At 59.9% G+C, this 18,641-nt stretch carries 15 protein-coding genes and 1 other annotated feature; of the genes, 11 read left to right on the top strand and 4 right to left on the bottom strand.

Annotated elements, in window-relative coordinates; all coding sequences use genetic code 11:
* Nucleotides 1–121 precede the first annotated feature (121 nt).
* Together sdeY and sdeX are read right to left on the bottom strand one after the other, a co-directional pair.
* Nucleotides 122–3,268, bottom strand: a complete 3,147-nt coding sequence (gene sdeY / locus KHA73_RS05480) for a multidrug efflux RND transporter permease subunit SdeY (RefSeq protein ID WP_234589612.1) — start codon at nucleotides 3,266–3,268, stop codon at nucleotides 122–124.
* A gap of 17 nt (nucleotides 3,269–3,285) precedes the next feature.
* Complete coding sequence (gene sdeX / locus KHA73_RS05485; RefSeq protein ID WP_234589613.1) at nucleotides 3,286–4,473, bottom strand: multidrug efflux RND transporter periplasmic adaptor subunit SdeX; 1,188 nt, start codon at nucleotides 4,471–4,473, stop codon at nucleotides 3,286–3,288.
* A gap of 142 nt (nucleotides 4,474–4,615) precedes the next feature.
* On the opposite strand from sdeX, the gene acrR reads away from it, so the two are divergent.
* The 3 genes from acrR (at nucleotide 4,616) to mscK (ending at nucleotide 9,154) form a co-directional block, all read left to right on the top strand.
* Nucleotides 4,616–5,299 carry a multidrug efflux transporter transcriptional repressor AcrR gene (acrR, locus tag KHA73_RS05490; protein WP_234589615.1) on the top strand — a complete coding sequence of 228 codons (684 nt, stop codon included), beginning with the start codon at nucleotides 4,616–4,618 and terminating at the stop codon, nucleotides 5,297–5,299.
* 11 nt (nucleotides 5,300–5,310) lie between these two features.
* Nucleotides 5,311–5,664, top strand: coding sequence for a DsrE/DsrF/TusD sulfur relay family protein (locus KHA73_RS05495; RefSeq protein WP_234589617.1), 354 nt, complete (start codon nucleotides 5,311–5,313; stop codon nucleotides 5,662–5,664).
* Nucleotides 5,665–5,764: 100 nt separating this feature from the next.
* Nucleotides 5,765–9,154 (top strand): mechanosensitive channel MscK, encoded by a 3,390-nt coding sequence (gene mscK / locus KHA73_RS05500; protein ID WP_234589619.1) that lies wholly within the window; start codon nucleotides 5,765–5,767, stop codon nucleotides 9,152–9,154.
* A gap of 37 nt (nucleotides 9,155–9,191) precedes the next feature.
* On the opposite strand, the gene rsmS is transcribed toward mscK, so the two are convergent.
* Together rsmS and priC are read right to left on the bottom strand one after the other, a co-directional pair.
* Nucleotides 9,192–9,371 (bottom strand): pleiotropic regulatory protein RsmS, encoded by a 180-nt coding sequence (gene rsmS, locus KHA73_RS05505; RefSeq protein ID WP_234589621.1) that lies wholly within the window; start codon nucleotides 9,369–9,371, stop codon nucleotides 9,192–9,194.
* Nucleotides 9,372–9,477: 106 nt separating this feature from the next.
* Nucleotides 9,478–10,014 carry a primosomal replication protein PriC gene (priC, locus tag KHA73_RS05510; protein WP_234589623.1) on the bottom strand — a complete coding sequence of 179 codons (537 nt, stop codon included), beginning with the start codon at nucleotides 10,012–10,014 and terminating at the stop codon, nucleotides 9,478–9,480.
* A 151-nt stretch (nucleotides 10,015–10,165) separates the two neighbouring features.
* Here priC and KHA73_RS05515 point away from each other — a divergent pair, with 151 nt between their 5' ends.
* From KHA73_RS05515 to KHA73_RS05550, 8 genes are all read left to right on the top strand, one after another.
* Nucleotides 10,166–10,546, top strand: a complete 381-nt coding sequence (locus tag KHA73_RS05515) for a DUF454 family protein (RefSeq protein ID WP_234589624.1) — start codon at nucleotides 10,166–10,168, stop codon at nucleotides 10,544–10,546.
* Between the two features lie 258 nt (nucleotides 10,547–10,804).
* Nucleotides 10,805–11,356: an adenine phosphoribosyltransferase gene (gene apt, locus KHA73_RS05520; RefSeq protein ID WP_234589625.1), complete on the top strand. Its 552-nt coding sequence runs from the start codon at nucleotides 10,805–10,807 to the stop codon at nucleotides 11,354–11,356.
* 92 nt (nucleotides 11,357–11,448) lie between these two features.
* On the top strand, nucleotides 11,449–13,389 hold the full coding sequence (gene dnaX, locus KHA73_RS05525; RefSeq protein WP_234589626.1) for a DNA polymerase III subunit gamma/tau: 1,941 nt from the start codon (nucleotides 11,449–11,451) through the stop codon (nucleotides 13,387–13,389).
* Nucleotides 12,722–12,786: a sequence feature (DnaX frameshifting element), on the top strand. (Overlaps the previous gene by 65 nt.)
* A gap of 41 nt (nucleotides 13,390–13,430) precedes the next feature.
* Nucleotides 13,431–13,760, top strand: a complete 330-nt coding sequence (locus KHA73_RS05530; protein ID WP_234589627.1) for a YbaB/EbfC family nucleoid-associated protein — start codon at nucleotides 13,431–13,433, stop codon at nucleotides 13,758–13,760.
* A complete protein-coding gene (recR, locus tag KHA73_RS05535) occupies nucleotides 13,760–14,365 on the top strand; it encodes a recombination mediator RecR (protein WP_234589628.1) in 606 nt (201 codons plus the stop codon). The genes KHA73_RS05530 and recR overlap by 1 nt, the downstream gene beginning before the upstream one ends.
* A gap of 145 nt (nucleotides 14,366–14,510) precedes the next feature.
* Entirely contained in the window at nucleotides 14,511–16,376 is a 1,866-nt protein-coding gene (gene htpG, locus KHA73_RS05540) for a molecular chaperone HtpG (RefSeq protein ID WP_234589629.1), read from the top strand.
* 202 nt (nucleotides 16,377–16,578) lie between these two features.
* Nucleotides 16,579–17,223, top strand: a complete 645-nt coding sequence (adk, locus tag KHA73_RS05545) for an adenylate kinase (RefSeq protein ID WP_234589630.1) — start codon at nucleotides 16,579–16,581, stop codon at nucleotides 17,221–17,223.
* Between the two features lie 167 nt (nucleotides 17,224–17,390).
* The gene (locus tag KHA73_RS05550; RefSeq protein ID WP_234589631.1) at nucleotides 17,391–18,524 is read left to right on the top strand and encodes a sugar diacid recognition domain-containing protein; all 1,134 of its coding nucleotides are present in this window, start codon (nucleotides 17,391–17,393) and stop codon (nucleotides 18,522–18,524) included.
* The last annotated feature ends 117 nt before the right edge of the window (nucleotides 18,525–18,641 follow it).

Here is an 18,641-nt window from a genome sequence, read left to right on the forward strand (position 1 = left end):
ACTATAACAAATATTATGCGCCGCCTGAGCCAGAGGATCAAGAATAAAATGCATGGGCGAGGGAAAAAGAAAAAGGCCGCATAAGCGGCCTTTTTGTTAGCGGGTGAGATCCATCGAACTATCAGTGATGGTCAACCGGATGGCTGTGTTCCAGATCTTCAGACTTCTTGCTGAAGCGGCGACGAACCACCACAAAGAACACCGGCACGAAGAAGATAGCCAGCACGGTGGCGGTAATCATCCCGCCCATAACGCCGGTACCTACCGCGTTCTGCGCACCGGAGCCGGCGCCGCTGCTGATAACCAGCGGCAGTACCCCGAGGATGAACGCCAGAGAGGTCATCAGGATCGGACGCAGACGCATACGCACCGCTTCCAGCGTCGCCTCGATGAGCCCTTTGCCCTCTTTCTCCATCAGATCCTTGGCGAATTCCACGATCAGGATGGCGTTCTTCGCCGACAGGCCGATGGTGGTCAACAGGCCCACCTGGAAGTAAACGTCGTTGTTCATGCCGCGCATGGTGGCCGCCAGCAACGCGCCGATAACCCCCAGAGGCAGCACCAGCATGACCGAGAACGGAATCGACCAGCTTTCATACAGCGCCGCCAGACACAAGAACACCACCAGAATCGAGATGGCATACAGGGCAGGGGCCTGGTTGCCGGACAGACGTTCCTGGTAAGACATGCCGGTCCAGTCGTAGCCGATGCCGCTTGGCAGTTTGGACGACAGCTCTTCCATCAGGCTCATCGCTTCACCGGTACTCTTGCCCGGTGCCGCCTGGCCCAGGATTTCCATCGAAGGCAGACCGTTGTAACGTTCCAGACGCGGCGAGCCGTATTCCCACTTCGCCGACGAGAAGGCGGAGAATGGAACCATCTGGCCGCTGGTGCCGCGGACAAACCACTTGTTGATGTCTTCCGGCAACATGCGGAACGGTGCTTCAGCCTGTACGTATACCTTCTTCACGCGGCCGCGGTCGATGAAGTCGTTGACGTACGAGCCCCCGAGCGCGGTGGTCAGCGTGCTGTTGATGGTGGTGATGCTCACGCCCAACGCCTTGGCTTTTTCCTGATCGATGATCAGTTTGAACTGCGGCGTATCTTCCAGGCCGTTAGGACGCATGCCCACCAGCACGTCCGGATGTTGAGCCGCCATGCCCAACAGCTGGTTACGCGCCTCGGTCAGTTTCTCGTGCCCCAGGCCGCCCTGGTCGATCAGCTGGAAGTCGAAACCGGTCGCGGTGCCGAGCTCGATAATCGCCGGCAGGTTGAACGGGAACACCAGGCCGTCTTTGATCTGCGAGAAGGCGCCCATCGCACGTCCGGCAATCGCCGGCACTTTATTTTGTTCACCGCTGCGTTCAGACCAGTCTTTCAGGCTGACAAACGACAGGCCGTTGTTCTGGCCGTTACCGTTGAAGCCGAAGCCCGCGACGGTGAACACCGACACCACGTTGTCCTTTTCCTTGGTCAGGAAGTAGTCGGTGACTTCTTCCAGCACCTTGGAGGTGCGCGCCTCGGTGGCGCCGGCAGGCAGCTGCACCATGGTCAGCAGGATGCCCTGGTCTTCGTCCGGCAGGAACGAGGAAGGCAGGCGCAGGAACAGCAGGCCCATGCCAACCACGATCAGCAGGTAGATCACCAGATAACGGCCGGTGCTGCGCAGAATGCTGCCTACGCTGTCGGTGTAGTGATGGGTACTCTTTTCGAACATGCGGTTGAACCAGCCGAAGAAGCCGGTTTTAACCCCGTGGTCGCCTTTCGGGATAGGTTTCAGCATGGTGGCGCACAGCGCCGGCGTCAGGATCATCGCCACCAGCACCGACAGCGCCATCGCGGAAACGATGGTGATCGAGAACTGGCGGTAGATGGCGCCGGTGGAGCCGCCGAAGAACGCCATAGGCACGAACACCGCCGACAGCACCATGGCGATACCCACCAGAGCGCCCTGGATCTGGCCCATCGATTTGCGGGTGGCTTCTTTCGGCGGCAGTCCCTCTTCGGACATCACGCGCTCGACGTTTTCCACCACCACGATGGCGTCATCCACCAGCAGGCCTATCGCCAGCACCATGCCGAACATCGTCAGGGTGTTTATCGAGAAGCCGAACGCCGCCAGGATCGCAAAGGTCCCCAGCAGCACCACCGGCACCGCGATAGTCGGGATCAGCGTGGCGCGGAAGTTTTGCAGGAACAAATACATCACCAGGAAGACCAGGATGATGGCTTCGATCAGCGTTTTCACCACTTCGTTGATGGAGATTTTAACGAACGGCGTAGTGTCGTACGGATAAACCACTTTCATCCCCTGCGGGAAGAAAGGTTGCATCTTGGTCAGCGCGTCCTTTACGCCTTTGGCGGTGTTCAGGGCGTTGGCGCCGGTGGCCAGTTTGATACCCAGGCCGGCCGCCGGTTTACCGTTGTAGCGTGCGGTCACGGCGTAGCTTTCGCCGCCGCGCTCGATGCGCGCCACGTCACGCAGGCGAACCTGCGAACCGTCGGCGTTAACCTTCAGCAGGATCTTGCCGAACTCTTCCGGCGAGGTCAGACGGGTCTGCGCGATGATCGAGGCGTTAAGCTGTTGCCCCGGCACCGGCGGCATGCCGCCCAGCTGCCCTGCGGCGATCTGGTTGTTCTGCTCGGTGATGGCCGAAGTCACGTCAGTGGTGGTCAGCTGGAAGTTATTCAGTTTGTTCGGATCGAGCCAGATACGCATCGCGTACTGCGCGCCGAACAGCTGCACTTCGCCCACACCGGATGAACGGCTGATAGGATCCTTGATATTGGAAGCTACGTAGTCCGCAATGTCATCCTGCGTCATCTTCGGATCGTCAGAAACGAAGCCGGCGACCATCAGGAAGCTGCTGCTGGATTTTTCTACTTTCAAACCCTGTTGCTGCACTTCCTGCGGCAACAGCGGGGTGGCCAACGACAGTTTGTTCTGGACCTGAACCTGCGCGATGTCAGGATCGGTGCCGGAATCAAACGTCAGGGTAATGGTGACGCTACCAGAGGAATCACTGGTGGAGGACATGTACATCAGATTATCGATACCGTTCATGTTCTGTTCGATAATCTGCGTCACGGTGTCCTGCACCGTCGTGGCATCTGCGCCCGGGTAGTTGGCGGAAATACTCACCGCCGGTGGTGCAATAGTGGGATACTGCGCTATTGGCAGTTTCATTATTGCAAGCACCCCCGCCAACATGACGATGATGGCGATTACCCAGGCGAAAATCGGGCGATCTATAAAGAACTTAGCCATGTCTTACCGGCTCCTTTTTATGACTTCTGCGCTTCAGACTGCGGCTGTTTTTGCGCCTGAGTGTCAACTTCCTGCACTTTTACCTGCGCGCCCGGGCGGACTTTCATCAGGCCGGTCACAATCACGCGATCGCCGGCTTTCAGGCCGTCGGTAACCAGCCATTTATCGCCAATCGCCTGATCCGCTTTCAGCGTGCGCAGCTCAACTTTGTCGTCTGTACCGACAACCATCGCCGTCGCTTCGCCACGCGGATTGCGCGTTACGCCCTGCTGCGGCACCAGCAGCGCCTCGCTGCGCACGCCTTCGTCCAGACGAGCGCGCACGAACATGCCCGGCAGCAGCGTATCGTTCGGGTTAGGGAACAAGGCGCGGATAGTGATGGAGCCGGTGGTTTCATCAACGGTCACGTCGGAGAATTCCAGCGTGCCTTCCTGAGCGTACTCAGCGCCGTTTTCCAGCAGCAGCTTGACCTTGGCCTTGCCGTTTTCCTGCTTCAGCGCACCGCTGGCCAGCTCCTGTTTCAGACGCAGGAAGTCGTTGCTCGATTGAGTCACGTCAACATACATCGGATCCAGCTGCTGTACGGTGGACAGCGCGGTGGCCTGGCCGTTGCTGACCAGTGCCCCTTCGGTCACGGCGGATTTGCCGATGCGGCCGGAGATTGGCGAAGTCACCTTGGTGTAGGCCAGGTTGATGCGTGCGGTTTCCACAGTGGCTTTGGCGGCGACAACGGCGGCATCGGCCTGCTGCAGGTTGGAAACGGCGGTGTCGTAATCTTGTTTGCTGATGTAGCTGGTACCCAGCAATGGCTTGTAGCGGTTCACCGTCGTGCGCGCGATGGAAGCGCTGGCCTGCGCCTTGGCCAGATCGCCCTTGGCGCTGTCGTAGGTAGCCTGATAGGTGGCGGGATCGATTTGATACAGGGAAGTCCCGGCTTTGATATCGCTGCCTTCAACGAAGTTGCGCTTCAGGATGATGCCGCTAACCTGAGGGCGAACTTCGGCGATACGATACGCAGCGGTGCGGCCAGGAAGATCGGTAGTGATATTGAGAGGTTCGGCCTTCAATGTCACCACGCCCACTTCAGGAGCCGGCTGTTGGGCGCCTTGCTGTTGGGTTTCTTTATCGTTACATCCTGTTAGCACTAAGCTGCCTGAAAGCATCAGAACGGCCGCCAGAGGCGTTAACCCTCTGTTTTTGTTCATAGAAAAACCTCAAGTGTCCGATTTCAAAATGATCAATGGATCACAAGCTTTAAAACCCATTGCTGCGTTAATTATATGTGCGTGCTATGGTACATACATTCGCGAATGTATGTAAATCACACTCCCCCTAAATAACAACGTCATGGCACGAAAAACCAAACAGCAGGCGCAAGAAACCCGACAGCATATTCTTGACGCTGCGGTGAGAGAATTCTCTGAACGTGGCGTTTCTGCAACGTCACTAACAGATATTGCCACCGCTGCCGGGGTTACGCGTGGAGCAATTTACTGGCACTTCAAGAATAAGGTAGACCTGTTTAATGAAGTTTGGGAATCTACAGAGCCTAAAATAGACGATCTCGAGACCGAGTATCAGGCAAAGTATCCGGATAATCCACTGCGGGTTATCAGAGAAATTTTGATTTACGTTTTGACGTCTACGGTAGAAGACTGCCGCCGCAGAGCATTGATGGAGATTATATTCCACAAATGTGAATTTGTCGGTGAAATGATTCCACTGCTGGATTCACGCAAGGTGCTCTACCTTGCCGGCTATGAACGCATCGAAGCGGTGCTGTATAACTGCATGCATCATGGCCAACTGCCTCCCGATCTGCACACGCGCCGCGCGGCGATCATTCTGCGGGCCTACATCAGCGGCCTGATGGAAAACTGGCTGTTTATGCCGGAAAGCTTCGATCTGCGGGCAGAAGCCAGCGCGCTGGTGGACGCCTTCCTCGAGATGCTCCAGTTTTGTCCCACCCTGCGGCTCACGCCGGAACAGCTGGCGGCCCAGTCTTCCAGCAGCCAGCGCCGGCCTTTATAAGGAGAACCCTCATGTCATCAGTGGTCATGATCGCCAACGGCGCTGCCTACGGCCAGGAATCGTTATTCAATGCCCTGCGCCTGGCTATTGCGCTGAAAGAGCAGCAGGCCGGCCTCGATCTGCGGCTGTTTTTGATGTCCGACGCGGTGGTCGCCGGCATCGCCGGGCAGCAGCCGCACGAAGGCTATCATCTGCAGCAGATGCTGGAGATCCTCACGGCACAGCAGGTGCCGGTCAAACTGTGTAAAACCTGTGCCGACGCGCGCGGCGTCAGCCGGCTGCCGCTGGCGGACGGGGTGGCTATCGGTACGCTGGTGGAGTTGGCGCAGTGGACGCTGGCGGCGGAAAAAGTGCTGACGTTCTGATTTCGCTACAACTGTACATTATCGGCAACGCTTTTGTTGTTCGTTGCCCGCCGGCGCTCGTGATAATCTGCAGGCTTCTTAATCAAACCGAAGTTAAATCATGCAGCGCTGGTTAATCACCGCTCCTTCTCTGGCTTTATCCCTGTTTTCCGGTGCGCGCATCCGGCGCGCCTGCGCTCAGCTGTTGCTGACGCTGGCCTGCGTTTTATGTCTGCCTGCCGCCCACGCGGCATTGAACGGCGATCTGCCCGCGCGCAGCGACATACAGAACCAACTTGAAGCCTTGAATAAGCAAAAGGCGCTGACGCCGGTCGATAAACTTTCCCAGCAGGATTTAACCCGCACGCTCGAGCTGCTCGACGCCATCGAGCGTAACAAACAGGACGCCGCGCAGCTCAAGCAGCAGCTGCAGCAGGCGCCGGCCAAATTAAATCAGGTCACCGCCGAACTGGATGCGCTGAAACAGCCGCCGAACAGCGCGGCGGCGCGCGCTGAACTGATGCCGCTCTCGTTACGCCAGCTGGAATCCCGGCTGTACCAAACGCTCGACGAGCTGCAAAACGCGCAGGAAAGCCTGTCGACCTACAACAGCCAGCTGGTGTCGCTGCAGACGCAGCCGGAGCGGGTACAAAGCACCATGTACACCGCCTCGCAGCGCCTGCAGGAGATCCGTAACCAAATCAACGGCCAGACGCCGGGGCAGGATTCGCTGCGCAATACGCAGCAGGTGATGCTGGCCACCGAACAGGCGCTGCTCAATGCGCAGATCGATCTGCAGCGCAGAAGCCTGGAAGCCAACACCACCCTGCAGGATCTGCTGCAGAAGCAGCGCGATTACACCACCGCGCACATTGATGCGCTGGACCATTCGGTGCAGTTGCTGCAGGAGGTGGTCAACAGCAAACGCCTGACGCTGTCGGAGAAAACCGCCAAAGAGGCGCAGAACCCGGAAGACGCCACGGACATTCAGCACGATCGCTTGGTCAGCAAAGAGCTGGACGTTAACCGCCAGCTCAGCCAGCGGCTGATCGCCGCTACGGAAGAGAGCAACATCCTGTTCCAGCAGAATATTCGGGTAAAAAACTGGCTCGACCGCGGCCTGCAGTCCGAGCGCAATCTGAAAGAACAGATCCAGGTGCTGAAGGGCAGCCTGGTGCTGTCGCGCATCCTGTATCAGCAGCAGCAAACGCTGCCGCAGGGCACGCTGTTGGCCGACATGAGCACCCGCATCGCCGATCTGCGGCTGGAACAGTTTGAGATCAACCAGCAGCGCGATGACTTGTTCAAGGGCGAGGAATACATCGACAAGCTGGTGGCCGACAGCAAAGAGAAGGCCAGCCCGGACGTGCTCGACGCGCTGAGCGAGATAGTCGACATGCGGCGCGAGCTGCTGGATCAGCTCAACAAGCAGCTCAGCAACCAATTGGCGCAGTCGATCAGCCTGCAGATCAACCAGCAGCAGCTGACCGGCGTTTACGGCTCGCTGCAGGATACCCTGACCCAGCAGATTTTCTGGGTCAACAGCAACAAACCTATCGATCTGGCGTGGCTGAAGGCCCTGCCGGAAGCGGTGCGCGATCAGCTGGCCGGGATGGATTTCAAATTCGACGCCGGCAAAATGCTGCAGGGCGGGCTGAACGCGCTGGTGTTTCTGATCCCGCTGCTTATCCTGGTCGGGCTGCTGCGTTGGCGTTACCGGCTGATCGACAGCCGCCTGCAGAAGCTGGCGAATGACGTCGGCCAGCTAAAACGCGACAGCCAGATGCACACCCCGCAGGCCATTATGCTGACCCTGCTGAAGGTGCTGCCCGGTTCGTTGCTGCTGCTCGGCGCCGGTTTTTGGTGTTATCGCGCGGATGTCGGCATCAGTGATTTCCTTTGGGCGCTGTCGCAGCAGCTGTCGCTTTCGTGGCTGGTGTTTGGCTTCACCTACCGCATGCTGGCGCCGGGCGGCATCGCCGAACGGCACTTCAATTTTGCCACCAATTTGTGCGCACACTACCGCCGCCAGACGGTGCGGCTGGGGCTGGCGCTGCAGCCGCTGATCTTCTGGTCGGTGCTGGGCGAGAAAGCGCCGCTGCGGCTGGTGGAGGATGTGATAGGCCAGGTGGTGGTCATATTGACGCTGGCGCTGTTGGCGGTGCTGGTGTTCCCGATATGCCGCGACAGCTGGCGCGAGAAAGGATCGCACGCGGTGCGGCTGGTGATCGTCACCGCCATCGCCGCCACGCCGCTGATACTGCTGGGGCTGATGTTCGCCGGTTACTTTTACACCACGCTGCGGCTGGCCAGCCGTTGGATCGACAGCCTGTACCTGTTCTTCCTGTGGAATATCGTCTATCTGGCCGCCATTCGCGGCCTGAGCGTCGCGGCGCGGCGTCTGGCCTACCGGCGGGCGCTGGCGCGCCGCCAAAGCCTGGCGAAGGAAGGGGCCGAGGGCGGTGAGCCGGTGGTGGAAGAGCCGCCGCTGGCGCTCGATCAGATCAACGAGCAGTCGCTGCGTTTGACCACCATGGTGCTGTTCGCGATCTTCGCCAGCGCCTTCTACGCCATTTGGTCGGATCTGGTGACGGTCATCTCCTATCTGGACAGCGTCACGCTGTGGCATTACACCTCCACTGTCGCCGGCAGCAGCGTGCCGCAGGCGGTCACGCTGGGCAATATGATGGTGGCGTTCGTCGCGGTGATCGTCGCCTATGTGCTGACCCGCAACCTGCCGGGCCTGCTGGAGGTGGTGGTGCTGTCGCGGCTGCAGCTGCGGCAGGGGGCGTCTTACGCCATCACCACCATTCTGACCTATCTGATCACCGCGGTGGGCGCGGTGACCGCGCTCGGATCGCTCGGCGTCTCCTGGGACAAGCTGCAGTGGCTGGCGGCCGGCCTGACCGTCGGGCTGGGCTTTGGCCTGCAGGAAATCTTCGCCAACTTCGTCTCCGGCCTGATCATCCTGTTCGAACGGCCGATCCGCATCGGCGACACCATCACCATCGGCACGTTCTCAGGTTCGGTCAGTAAAATCCGCATCCGCGCCACCACCATTACCGATTTCGATCGCAAGGAAGTGATTATTCCGAACAAGGCGTTTGTCACCGAGCGGCTGATTAACTGGTCGCTGTCCGACACCATTACCCGGGTGCTGATCAAGGTGGGGGTGGCCTACGGTTCCGATCTCGACAAGGTGAAGGCGGTGCTGCTGCAGGCGGCGCGCGACAACCCGCGGGTGATGACCGATCCGGAACCGCAGGTGTTTTTCCTCAACTTTGGCGCCAGCACCCTGGACCATGAATTGCGGCTCTACGTGCGTGAACTGCGCGATCGCAGCTATACCGTAGACGAGCTGAACCGCGCGATCGATCGCCTGTGCCGGGAAAATGACATCGACATCGCCTTTAACCAACTGGAAGTGTACTTGCATAACCAGCAGGGCAACGAGGTGCAGGAAGTGAAGAGAACGCTGTCGCCGGACGAAGGCGGCCAGCCGGCAGGGTAGAAGGCGGGATTAAGGGTTCAGCGGCGCTGAACCCGGTTTACTGGCCGGTCGGCAGGTAAGGGGAGGTGACGCCGTTGCGCTGCAGCTTTTCCTGGTAATCCCGTTTGACAATATCCAGCGCCGCCAGCGCGGTGGCCGGATCGATCTCGTTGCATTCCAGCAGATAAATCAAATCTACCGCCAGCTGTAATTCCGGTGAGGCGTTTTCCAGAGACATAAAACCTGCGATTAGTGATTAGGTGAATGAATAAAACGTTGCACCGCTGAGTATAGTGAACAAGGGGTTGGCCGGGGGATATTCATTAAAATAATGTGATAAATCTTCAAAAACCGTTTTCTTTACGCTCTATGCTGCGTTCGATGCGCGCCAGCGCCTGGCGGCAACGCATCAGCCGCCCTTCCAACGCCGCCAGCTCATGCTGCAGCTTCTGCTGTGCCGCGAGCGTGGTTTGGCGCCCCAGCAGGCTTTCCCGGTCCTGAATCATGGAGATTAGCCGGCGTTCATAATCTTGATGCTCGGCCAGTTTATGGTAGAGATCGACCGCCGCCACCTCTTTCGGCTGATTCTTGCGGCGCAGCGCCTGAGTTGCCAGCTCGCGCTGCAGCGCGGCGATCTGGGCCACCAGCTTCTCCGCCAGAAAGGCCACCTGGCTGGTGCGGCTGCCGTTGGCGGCGGTTTGCAGCTGGGCGAAGTTTTTCTGCACTTCCGCCAGATAATCGCGCAGCCGGGTGCCGCGGTTGGCGAACAGCGCGGCGTCGAAACGCGCCTGGGGGATCGGGGCGTCGCCGCGCGGCGTCACCTCGTCGGCCAGGGCGGCGATCTGTTGTGCCAACGCTTGTAATAGACGCTGAGTGCTCACATAGGCTCCATCATGGTTTTCGCTGGCCTAAGCTTGCCCGCGATCCCGCTGCGAAACAAGCGCCGCGCGCATATTCCGCCGCCGCGGCTGGCGAGGTGCCGGATGCCGGTGGTAAAGTGGGCGGCAACGGGGTGAGGGATGAAGGTTTGGCATGGCGCGTTGGTTATTGATTATCCTGGGATGGTTGGCGGTGGTGCTGGCAACGCTGGGCGTGGTGCTGCCGCTGTTGCCGACTACGCCGTTTTTGCTGCTGGCCGCCTGGTGTTTCGCCCGTTCTTCGCCGCGTTTTCACCACTGGCTGCTGTACCGCTCCTGGTTCGGCGCTTACCTGCGCCACTGGCAACGGCATCGCGCGCTGCCGCCGGGGGCGAAGTGGAAGGCGGTGCTGGTGATTGTCCTGACCTTCGCGGTCTCGCTGTGGCTGGTGAAAATTTGGTGGGTGCGCGGCGCGCTGTTGCTGATGTTGGCCATTTTGCTGACTTTCATGCTGCGTTTGCCGGTTATTGACCTGCCGCAACAAAAACGGCGCTGATCGTACCTTAAACTCCCCGATGGCTTTCAAGCCGCAGCCAGGCGACAAACGCGGGCATCCCCGGGAGCTTGCTTAGGTCAGTGACCGGGGTGAAAGATGCAGGGGAGAGTTGCATTCTTGAGCCAGTTTGCATAGATTTGGGCGTTTTCGTGCGCGGGTTGCCTCCCTTTTCCCCGGTGATCGACTTCACCTGCGGGTGATGCGGGATTTCGGGCGGCCTGTGCGCCAGTTTTCAGGCAGTTTTATCAGGCAACAATTATGACCGCTACTGCGCAGCAGCTTCAGTTTATTAAAGACAGTATCAAAACCATCCCGGATTACCCAAAGCCGGGCATCCTGTTCCGTGACGTCACCAGCCTGTTGGAAAATCCGCTGGCTTACGCCGCCAGCATCGAGCTGCTGGTCGAGCGCTATCGCGAAGCGGGCGTGACCAAAGTGGTGGGTACCGAAGCGCGTGGTTTCCTGTTTGGTGCCCCCGTGGCGCTGGCGCTGGGCGTCGGTTTTGTACCGGTGCGCAAACCGGGCAAGCTGCCGCGCGCCACCCTCAGCGAAAGCTATGAGCTGGAATACGGCACCGACCGGCTGGAAATCCACACCGACGCCATCTCCGCCGGCGATAAAGTGCTGGTGGTGGACGATCTGCTGGCGACCGGCGGCACCATCGAAGCCACCACCAAGCTGATCCGCCGCCTGGGTGGGGAAGTACAAGACGCCGCGTTCATCATCAACCTGCCGGATCTGGGCGGGGAAGCGCGTCTGAACAAGCTGGGCATTGAATGCTATTGCCTGGTGGACTTCGCCGGCCATTGATGCGGCATTGCCCCTTGGGCACAACGGCCTCGCGGATCGCCGCGGGGCTGTGTTAGCATGACCCTCCAGATTCCTCGACTTCTCCGGTATTAATGAGCTATCAGGTTCTTGCCCGTAAGTGGCGCCCTCAAACGTTTGCAGATGTTGTCGGACAAGAACATGTCCTGACCGCACTGGCTAACGGCCTCTCGCTGGGGCGGATTCATCACGCCTATCTGTTCTCGGGCACGCGCGGCGTGGGTAAAACCACCATTGCGCGCCTGTTGGCCAAAGGCCTGAACTGTGAAACCGGCATCACCGCCACGCCGTGCGGCCAATGCGACAACTGCCGCGAGATTGAGCAGGGGCGCTTTGTCGATCTGATCGAGATCGACGCCGCGTCCAGAACCAAGGTGGAAGACACCCGCGATCTGCTGGACAACGTCCAGTACGCGCCGGCCCGCGGCCGCTTCAAGGTTTACCTGATTGACGAAGTGCACATGCTTTCGCGCCACAGCTTCAACGCGCTGTTGAAAACGCTGGAAGAGCCGCCTGCACACGTCAAGTTCCTGCTGGCCACCACCGATCCGCAGAAATTACCGGTCACCATTTTGTCCCGCTGCCTGCAGTTCCATCTCAAGGCGCTGGATGTCGATCAGATCCGCAACCAGCTGGAAACGGTGTTGCAGGCGGAGCAGATAACCAGCGACGCCCGCGCGCTGCAGCTGCTGGCGCGCGCCGCCGACGGCAGCATGCGCGACGCGCTGAGCCTGACCGACCAGGCGATCGCCATGGGGCAGGGGCAGGTTACCACCGCCACCGTCAGCCAGATGCTCGGCACGCTCGACGACGAGCAGCCGCTGGCGATCCTCGAAGCGCTGGTCAGCGCCGACGGCGAGAAGCTGATGGCGCAGGTGGCGCAGGCCGCTTCGCGCGGGGTGGACTGGGAAAACCTGCTGGTGGAGACGCTGGCGCTGCTGCACCGCATTGCGATGGTGCAACTGCTGCCTTCGATGCTCGATAATCACTACGCCGCCGTCGAACAGCGGCTGCGTGAGCTGGCGCGCACCCTGCCGCCGGCGGACGTACAGCTTTACTATCAGACGCTGCTGGTCGGGCGCAAAGAGCTGGCCTATGCGCCGGATCGCCGCATGGGGGTTGAAATGACCCTGCTGCGGGCGCTGGCGTTTCACCCGAAGGCGGTGATCCCGGAGCCGGTGGCGCTGGTGCAGACCGCGCCGGCGCAGATGGCGCAGCCGGCGCAACAGCCGCAGTTTCAGGATGCGCCGCCGCCGTTAGGCCAGGCCGCCGCGCCGCAGCATAATCAACAGACCCACTTGCCGGATGCCACCGCGCAGCTGTTAAAAGCACGAACCCAGCTGCTGCGGCAGGGAGCATCCACACCAAAAAAGAGTGAGCCGGCGGCGCCAGGAAGAGCGCGGCCGGCAAACTCAGCGCTGGAGCGATTAGCTTCCGTGACTGAGCGCAGCCAGCGGCGCCAGGCGGAAAAAGTCGTGCCGGAAAAACCGGTCAAGCCGGAGGCCTACCGCTGGCGCGCCCTGAGCGAGCCGGAGGCGGCGCCGGAGCCGTTGGCGACGCCGAAGGCGCTGCGCACCGCGCTGGAGCACGAGAAAACCCCGGAACTGTCGGCCAAGCTGGTGGTAGAGTCGCTGGAGCGCGACGCCTGGGCGGCGGAAATCGATAAGCTGAAGATCCCCAAACTGGTGCAGCAGCTGGCGTTGAACGCCTTCAGGCAGCAGCCGGAGCCGGGCAAGATTTGTCTCCACCTGCGGCCTTCGCAGCGTCACCTGAATTCGCCTTCGGCGCAGAAGACGTTGGCCGATGCGCTCAGCGAGCTGCACGGCGGCCCGGTCGAACTGACCGTGGTGGAAGACGATAATCCGGCGGAGCGCACCCCGCTGGAGTGGCGGCAAGCCATTTATGAAGAAAAGCTGGCGCAGGCGCGCCAGTCCATCGTTGCGGATACCAACATCCAGACGCTGCGCCGTTTCTTTGACGCGGATCTGGATGAAGAGAGTATTCGCCCCCTTTAAACGCTGCGCAAAGTGCGCGGCCCTAGCGACGAGAGACGACTATGTTTGGTAAAGGCGGTCTGGGTAACCTGATGAAGCAAGCCCAGCAAATGCAGGAAAAAATGCAGCAGATGCAGGAAGAAGTCGCCAAATTGGAAGTGACTGGCGAATCTGGCGCGGGCCTGGTGAAAGTGACCATCAACGGCGCGCACAACTGCCGCCGCGTGGAGATCGATCCAAGCCTGATGGAAGACGACAAGGATATGCTGGAAGACCTGATCGCCGCCGCGTTTAACGACGCCGCGCGCCGCATCGACGAAACCCAGAAAGAGAAGATGGCGTCCGTGTCCAACGGCATGCAGTTGCCGCCTGGCTTCAAGATGCCGTTCTGATGCAAACCAGCCCGCTCCTTGAGTCATTGATGGAGGCGCTGCGCTGCCTGCCGGGCGTTGGCCCGAAGTCGGCGCAGCGCATGGCGTTCCAACTGCTGCAGCGCGATCGCAGCGGCGGCATGCGCCTGGCGCAGGCGCTGACGCGCGCCATGTCGGAAATCGGCCACTGCGCCGACTGCCGCACCTTTACCGAGCAGGACATCTGCACCATTTGCGCCAATCCGCGCCGTCAGCAAAACGGCCAGATCTGCGTGGTGGAGACCCCGGCCGATATTCACGCCATCGAGCAGACCGGCCAGTTCGCCGGGCGCTACTTTGTGCTGATGGGTCACCTGTCGCCGCTGGACGGCATCGGGCCAGGCGATATCGGCCTGGATCGGCTGGAGCAACGGCTGGAAAAGGAAAGCATTAGCGAAGTGATCCTCGCCACCAACCCGACGGTGGAAGGGGATGCAACGGCCAACTATATCGCCGAGATGTGCGGCCAGTATGGCGTGCTCGCCAGCCGCATCGCCCACGGCGTGCCGGTGGGCGGCGAACTGGAGATGGTCGACGGCACCACGCTGTCGCACTCTCTGGCCGGCCGTCACGCCATCAAGTTCTGATGTTTTCCCCTGGCGGGGCCGTTCGGCCCCGTTAGTTATTCCGCAAAAATTTCCCCTCCAGCCGCTTGAAAAACAATGCCCTGACCCCCACCTGATCCTCATTGTCCGCTTTTGGTAGCAATTGTCTTTGAGGTAATCAATGAGTATGAAAGGTCAAGAAACCCGCGGGTTCCAGTCTGAAGTAAAACAACTGCTTCATTTGATGATTCATTCGCTGTACTCCAACAAAGAAATTTTCCTGCGCGAGCTGATCTCCAACGCCTCGGACGCCGCCGACAAGCTGCGCTTCCGCGCGCTGTCCGCGCCAGAGCTGTATGAGGGCGACGGCGAGCTGCGCGTGCGCCTGTCCTTCGATAAAGAGCAACGCACCCTGACCATTGCCGATAACGGCATCGGCATGCGCCGAGACGAAGTGATCGAGAACCTCGGCACCATCGCCAAATCAGGCACCAAAGCCTTCCTGGAGTCGATCGGCTCCGATCAGGCCAAGGACAGCCAGCTTATCGGCCAGTTCGGCGTCGGCTTCTACTCGGCATTCATCGTGGCGGATAAAGTCACGGTGCGCACGCGTGCAGCGGGCGCCGCCGCCGATGAAGGCGTATTCTGGGAGTCCGCCGGCGAAGGCGATTACACCATCGCCGACATCACCAAAGAAACCCGCGGTACCGAAATCACCCTGCACCTGCGCGAAGGGGAAGATGAATACCTCGACGCCTGGCGCCTGCGCTCGGTGATTGGCAAATACTCCGATCACATCGCGCTGCCGGTGGAAATCGAGAGCAAAAACGAAGAAGACGACACCGTCACCTGGGAAAAAATCAACAAGGCTCAGGCCCTGTGGACCCGCAGCAAGGCTGACGTGACCGACGAAGAATATAAAGAGTTCTATAAGCACATCGCCCACGACTTCACCGACCCATTGAGCTGGAGCCACAACCGGGTGGAAGGCAAGCAGGAGTACACCAGCCTGCTGTATATCCCGGCCCAGGCGCCATGGGATATGTGGAACCGCGATCACAAGCACGGCCTGAAGCTGTACGTACAGCGGGTGTTCATTATGGACGACGCCGAACAGTTCATGCCGAACTACCTGCGCTTCGTGCGCGGCCTGATAGATTCCAACGATCTGCCGCTGAACGTCTCGCGTGAAATCCTGCAGGACAGCCGCGTGACCCAAAACCTGCGCGGCGCGCTGACCAAGCGCGTGCTGCAGATGCTCGACAAGCTGGCGAAAGACGACGCCGAAAGCTATCAGAAATTCTGGCAGCAGTTCGGCCTGGTGCTGAAAGAGGGGCCGGCGGAAGACAACGGCAACCAGGAAGCGATTGCCAAGCTGTTGCGTTTCGCCTCCACCCGTGGCGACAGCGCGGCGCAAACCCTGTCGCTGGAAGAGTACGTGGGCCGCATGGCGGAAGGGCAGGAGAAGATTTACTACATCACCGCCGACAGCTACGCCGCCGCCAAGAGCAGCCCGCACCTGGAGCTGTTCCGCAAGAAAGGCATCGAAGTGTTGCTGTTGTCTGACCGCATCGACGAATGGATGATGAGCTACCTGACCGAGTTCGACGGCAAGCCGTTCCAATCGGTGAGCAAGGCGGATGAGGCGCTGGACAAGCTGGCGGACGAAACCGAAGAGCAGAAGGCCGCAGAGAAGCAGCTGGAGCCGTTTATCGACCGCGTGAAGACGCTGCTGGGCGAGCGGGTGAAGGACGTGCGCCTGACGCACCGCCTGACCGACACGCCGGCGATCGTCACCACCGACGCCGACGAAATGAGCACCCAGATGGCGAAGCTGTTCGCCGCTGCGGGCCAGCAGGCGCCGGAGGTGAAATACATTTTCGAGCTGAATCCGGAGCATGCGTTGGTCAAACGCGCATCCGACGTGGGCGATAACGAACAATTCGCCGAATGGATCGACCTGTTATTGGATCAGGCGCTGTTGGCTGAACGCGGCACGCTGGAGGATCCGAACCTGTTCATCCGTCGCATGAACAAGTTGCTGTCTGCCTGAAATTGAACGTATGCGCCCTTAACGGCACCGTTAGGGGCGCATTTCCGGTTTTTTCCCGCATTTTCCCGTGTTTTGTTCGCTTGATTTTTTGCACATTCCGCAATCGATTTCCTTCGCGCGCCTTGAGACTGCCCCCCCTGAAATGGTATCGTTGAGCGTTTTCGCAATTTTATAAAAACTACATAGCAAGGGGATTTACGCAATGCGTATCATTCTGCTGGGCGCTCCGGGCGCTGGTAAAGGTACTCAGGCTCAATTCATCATGGAGAAATACGGCATTCCGCAAATCTCCACCGGTGATATGTTGCGCGCAGCCGTGAAGGCCGGCAGTGAACTGGGCAAGCAGGCGAAAGAAATCATGGACGCCGGCAAACTGGTGACAGATGAGCTGGTGATTGCTCTGGTTAAAGAGCGTATCACTCAGGAAGATTGCCGCAACGGCTTCCTGCTGGACGGTTTCCCACGCACCATTCCACAGGCCGACGCGATGAAAGAAGCCGGCATCAACGTGGACTACGTGCTGGAATTCGCCGTGCCGGACGAACTGATCGTCGATCGCATCGTTGGCCGCCGCGTGCATGCGCCGTCTGGCCGCGTGTATCACGTTAAATTCAACCCGCCGCAGGTGGAAGGCAAAGACGACGTGACCGGCGAAGAGCTGACCACCCGTAAGGACGATCAGGAAGAAACCGTGCGTAAACGCCTGGTGGAATACCATCAGATGACGGCGCCGCTGATTTCCTACTACAGCAAAGAAGCTGAAGCGGGCAACACCCAATACCGTAAAATCGACGGCACCCGCAAGGTGAGCGAAGTGAGCGCCGAGCTGGCGAGCATTCTCGGCTGATCGATTTTTATCGCCGCACGTAACGCCAGGCTTTGAGCCTGGCGTTTTTTTTTGCCTTTTTGCCGCCGAACTGTGATCGCCCCAGCTTGTCGCCGCGCCGGTCTTTAATAATCCGCGGAAAATGGCGTATAACTGCCCGTATTTCCATCATCAGCAGAGAGCCGGGCATGCTCAGACAGACCAATTTTCTGGCCGAGGCCACCGCGCGCCAAATCGTCCAACGGGCGATGGGCATCATCAGCCACTCCGTCAACGTGATGGACAGCAACGGCGTGATTATCGCCTCCGGCGATCCGCAGCGCCTGTTTCAACGCCACGAGGGCGCGGTGCTGGCGCTGGCCGAGAACCGGGTGGTGGAAATCGACAGCGTCACCGCCGAGCACCTGAAAGGCGTGCGGCCGGGCATCAACCTGCCGTTCAGCTTTCGCAACCAGCGGGTCGGGGTGATAGGCATTTCCGGTGAGCCGGTCGAGGTGCGCGCCTACGCCGAACTGGTGAAAATGGCGGCGGAGCTGATGGTGGAACAGGCGGCGTTGCTGGAAAAGCATCAGTGGGAAAAACGCTACCGCGAAGAATTGGCGAACCAGTTGCTGCAGCCGCGGCCGGAATTGGCCTCTTTGGAGGCGATGGCGGCCTACCTGGGGTTGGATCTGCAGCAGCCGCGCATCGTCTGGATTGTCGAACTGCATGAGCCGCAGCCGCAGCTGTTGCGCGAGCTGCTGGCCGAGCTGGAGAGCGCCCAGCGCGAGGCGCTGATCGCCATCACCGGATTCAACGAAATGATCCTGCTGCGCCCGGCCTGCCTGGCGCAGGGAGAGTGGAACCTGCAGCAGGAGCGCCTGCAGGCGCAGCGGCTGCAAAGCCAGCTTAAACAGCGTTTTCGGGTACGCCTGATCGTCGGCGGTTTTTTTGCCGGCGAGCAGGGGGCTTATCGTTCCAGCCTGACGGCGCGCGCCACCCAGGCGATGGCGCGCCGCCTGAAGCTGCGCCACGCCACGTTGTTCTACCATGATTACCCACTGCCGTCGTTGCTGTGCGATCTGGGGGATGACTGGCGCGCGCAGGAGCTGGGGCATCCCTGGCGGATATTGGCCGCGCAGGACGATAAAGGGGTATTGCGCGCTACCCTGCGGCATTATTTTTCGCAGAATTGTGATCAGACGCAGACCGCCGCGCAGCTGCACATTCACGTCAATACCCTGCGTTATCGCCTGCAGCGTATCGAGGCGATTACCGGGCTTAAAATCAATCAGTTAACCGATGCCCTGCGGTTATATATCGGCATGCTGATGCACGTCTGAGTTGTGCCATCCCACAATTTTAACGCCCTTTTCACGCAGCGTTTTTGTTGCTTTCTCTCAGGTTAATGGCCGGCGGCCGGGATATGTTGCCAACACCACAACCACGGGGAAAACAAC

Source organism: Serratia entomophila (genome assembly GCF_021462285.1).
In the GTDB taxonomy this organism is placed as follows: Bacteria; Pseudomonadota; Gammaproteobacteria; order Enterobacterales; family Enterobacteriaceae; genus Serratia; species Serratia entomophila.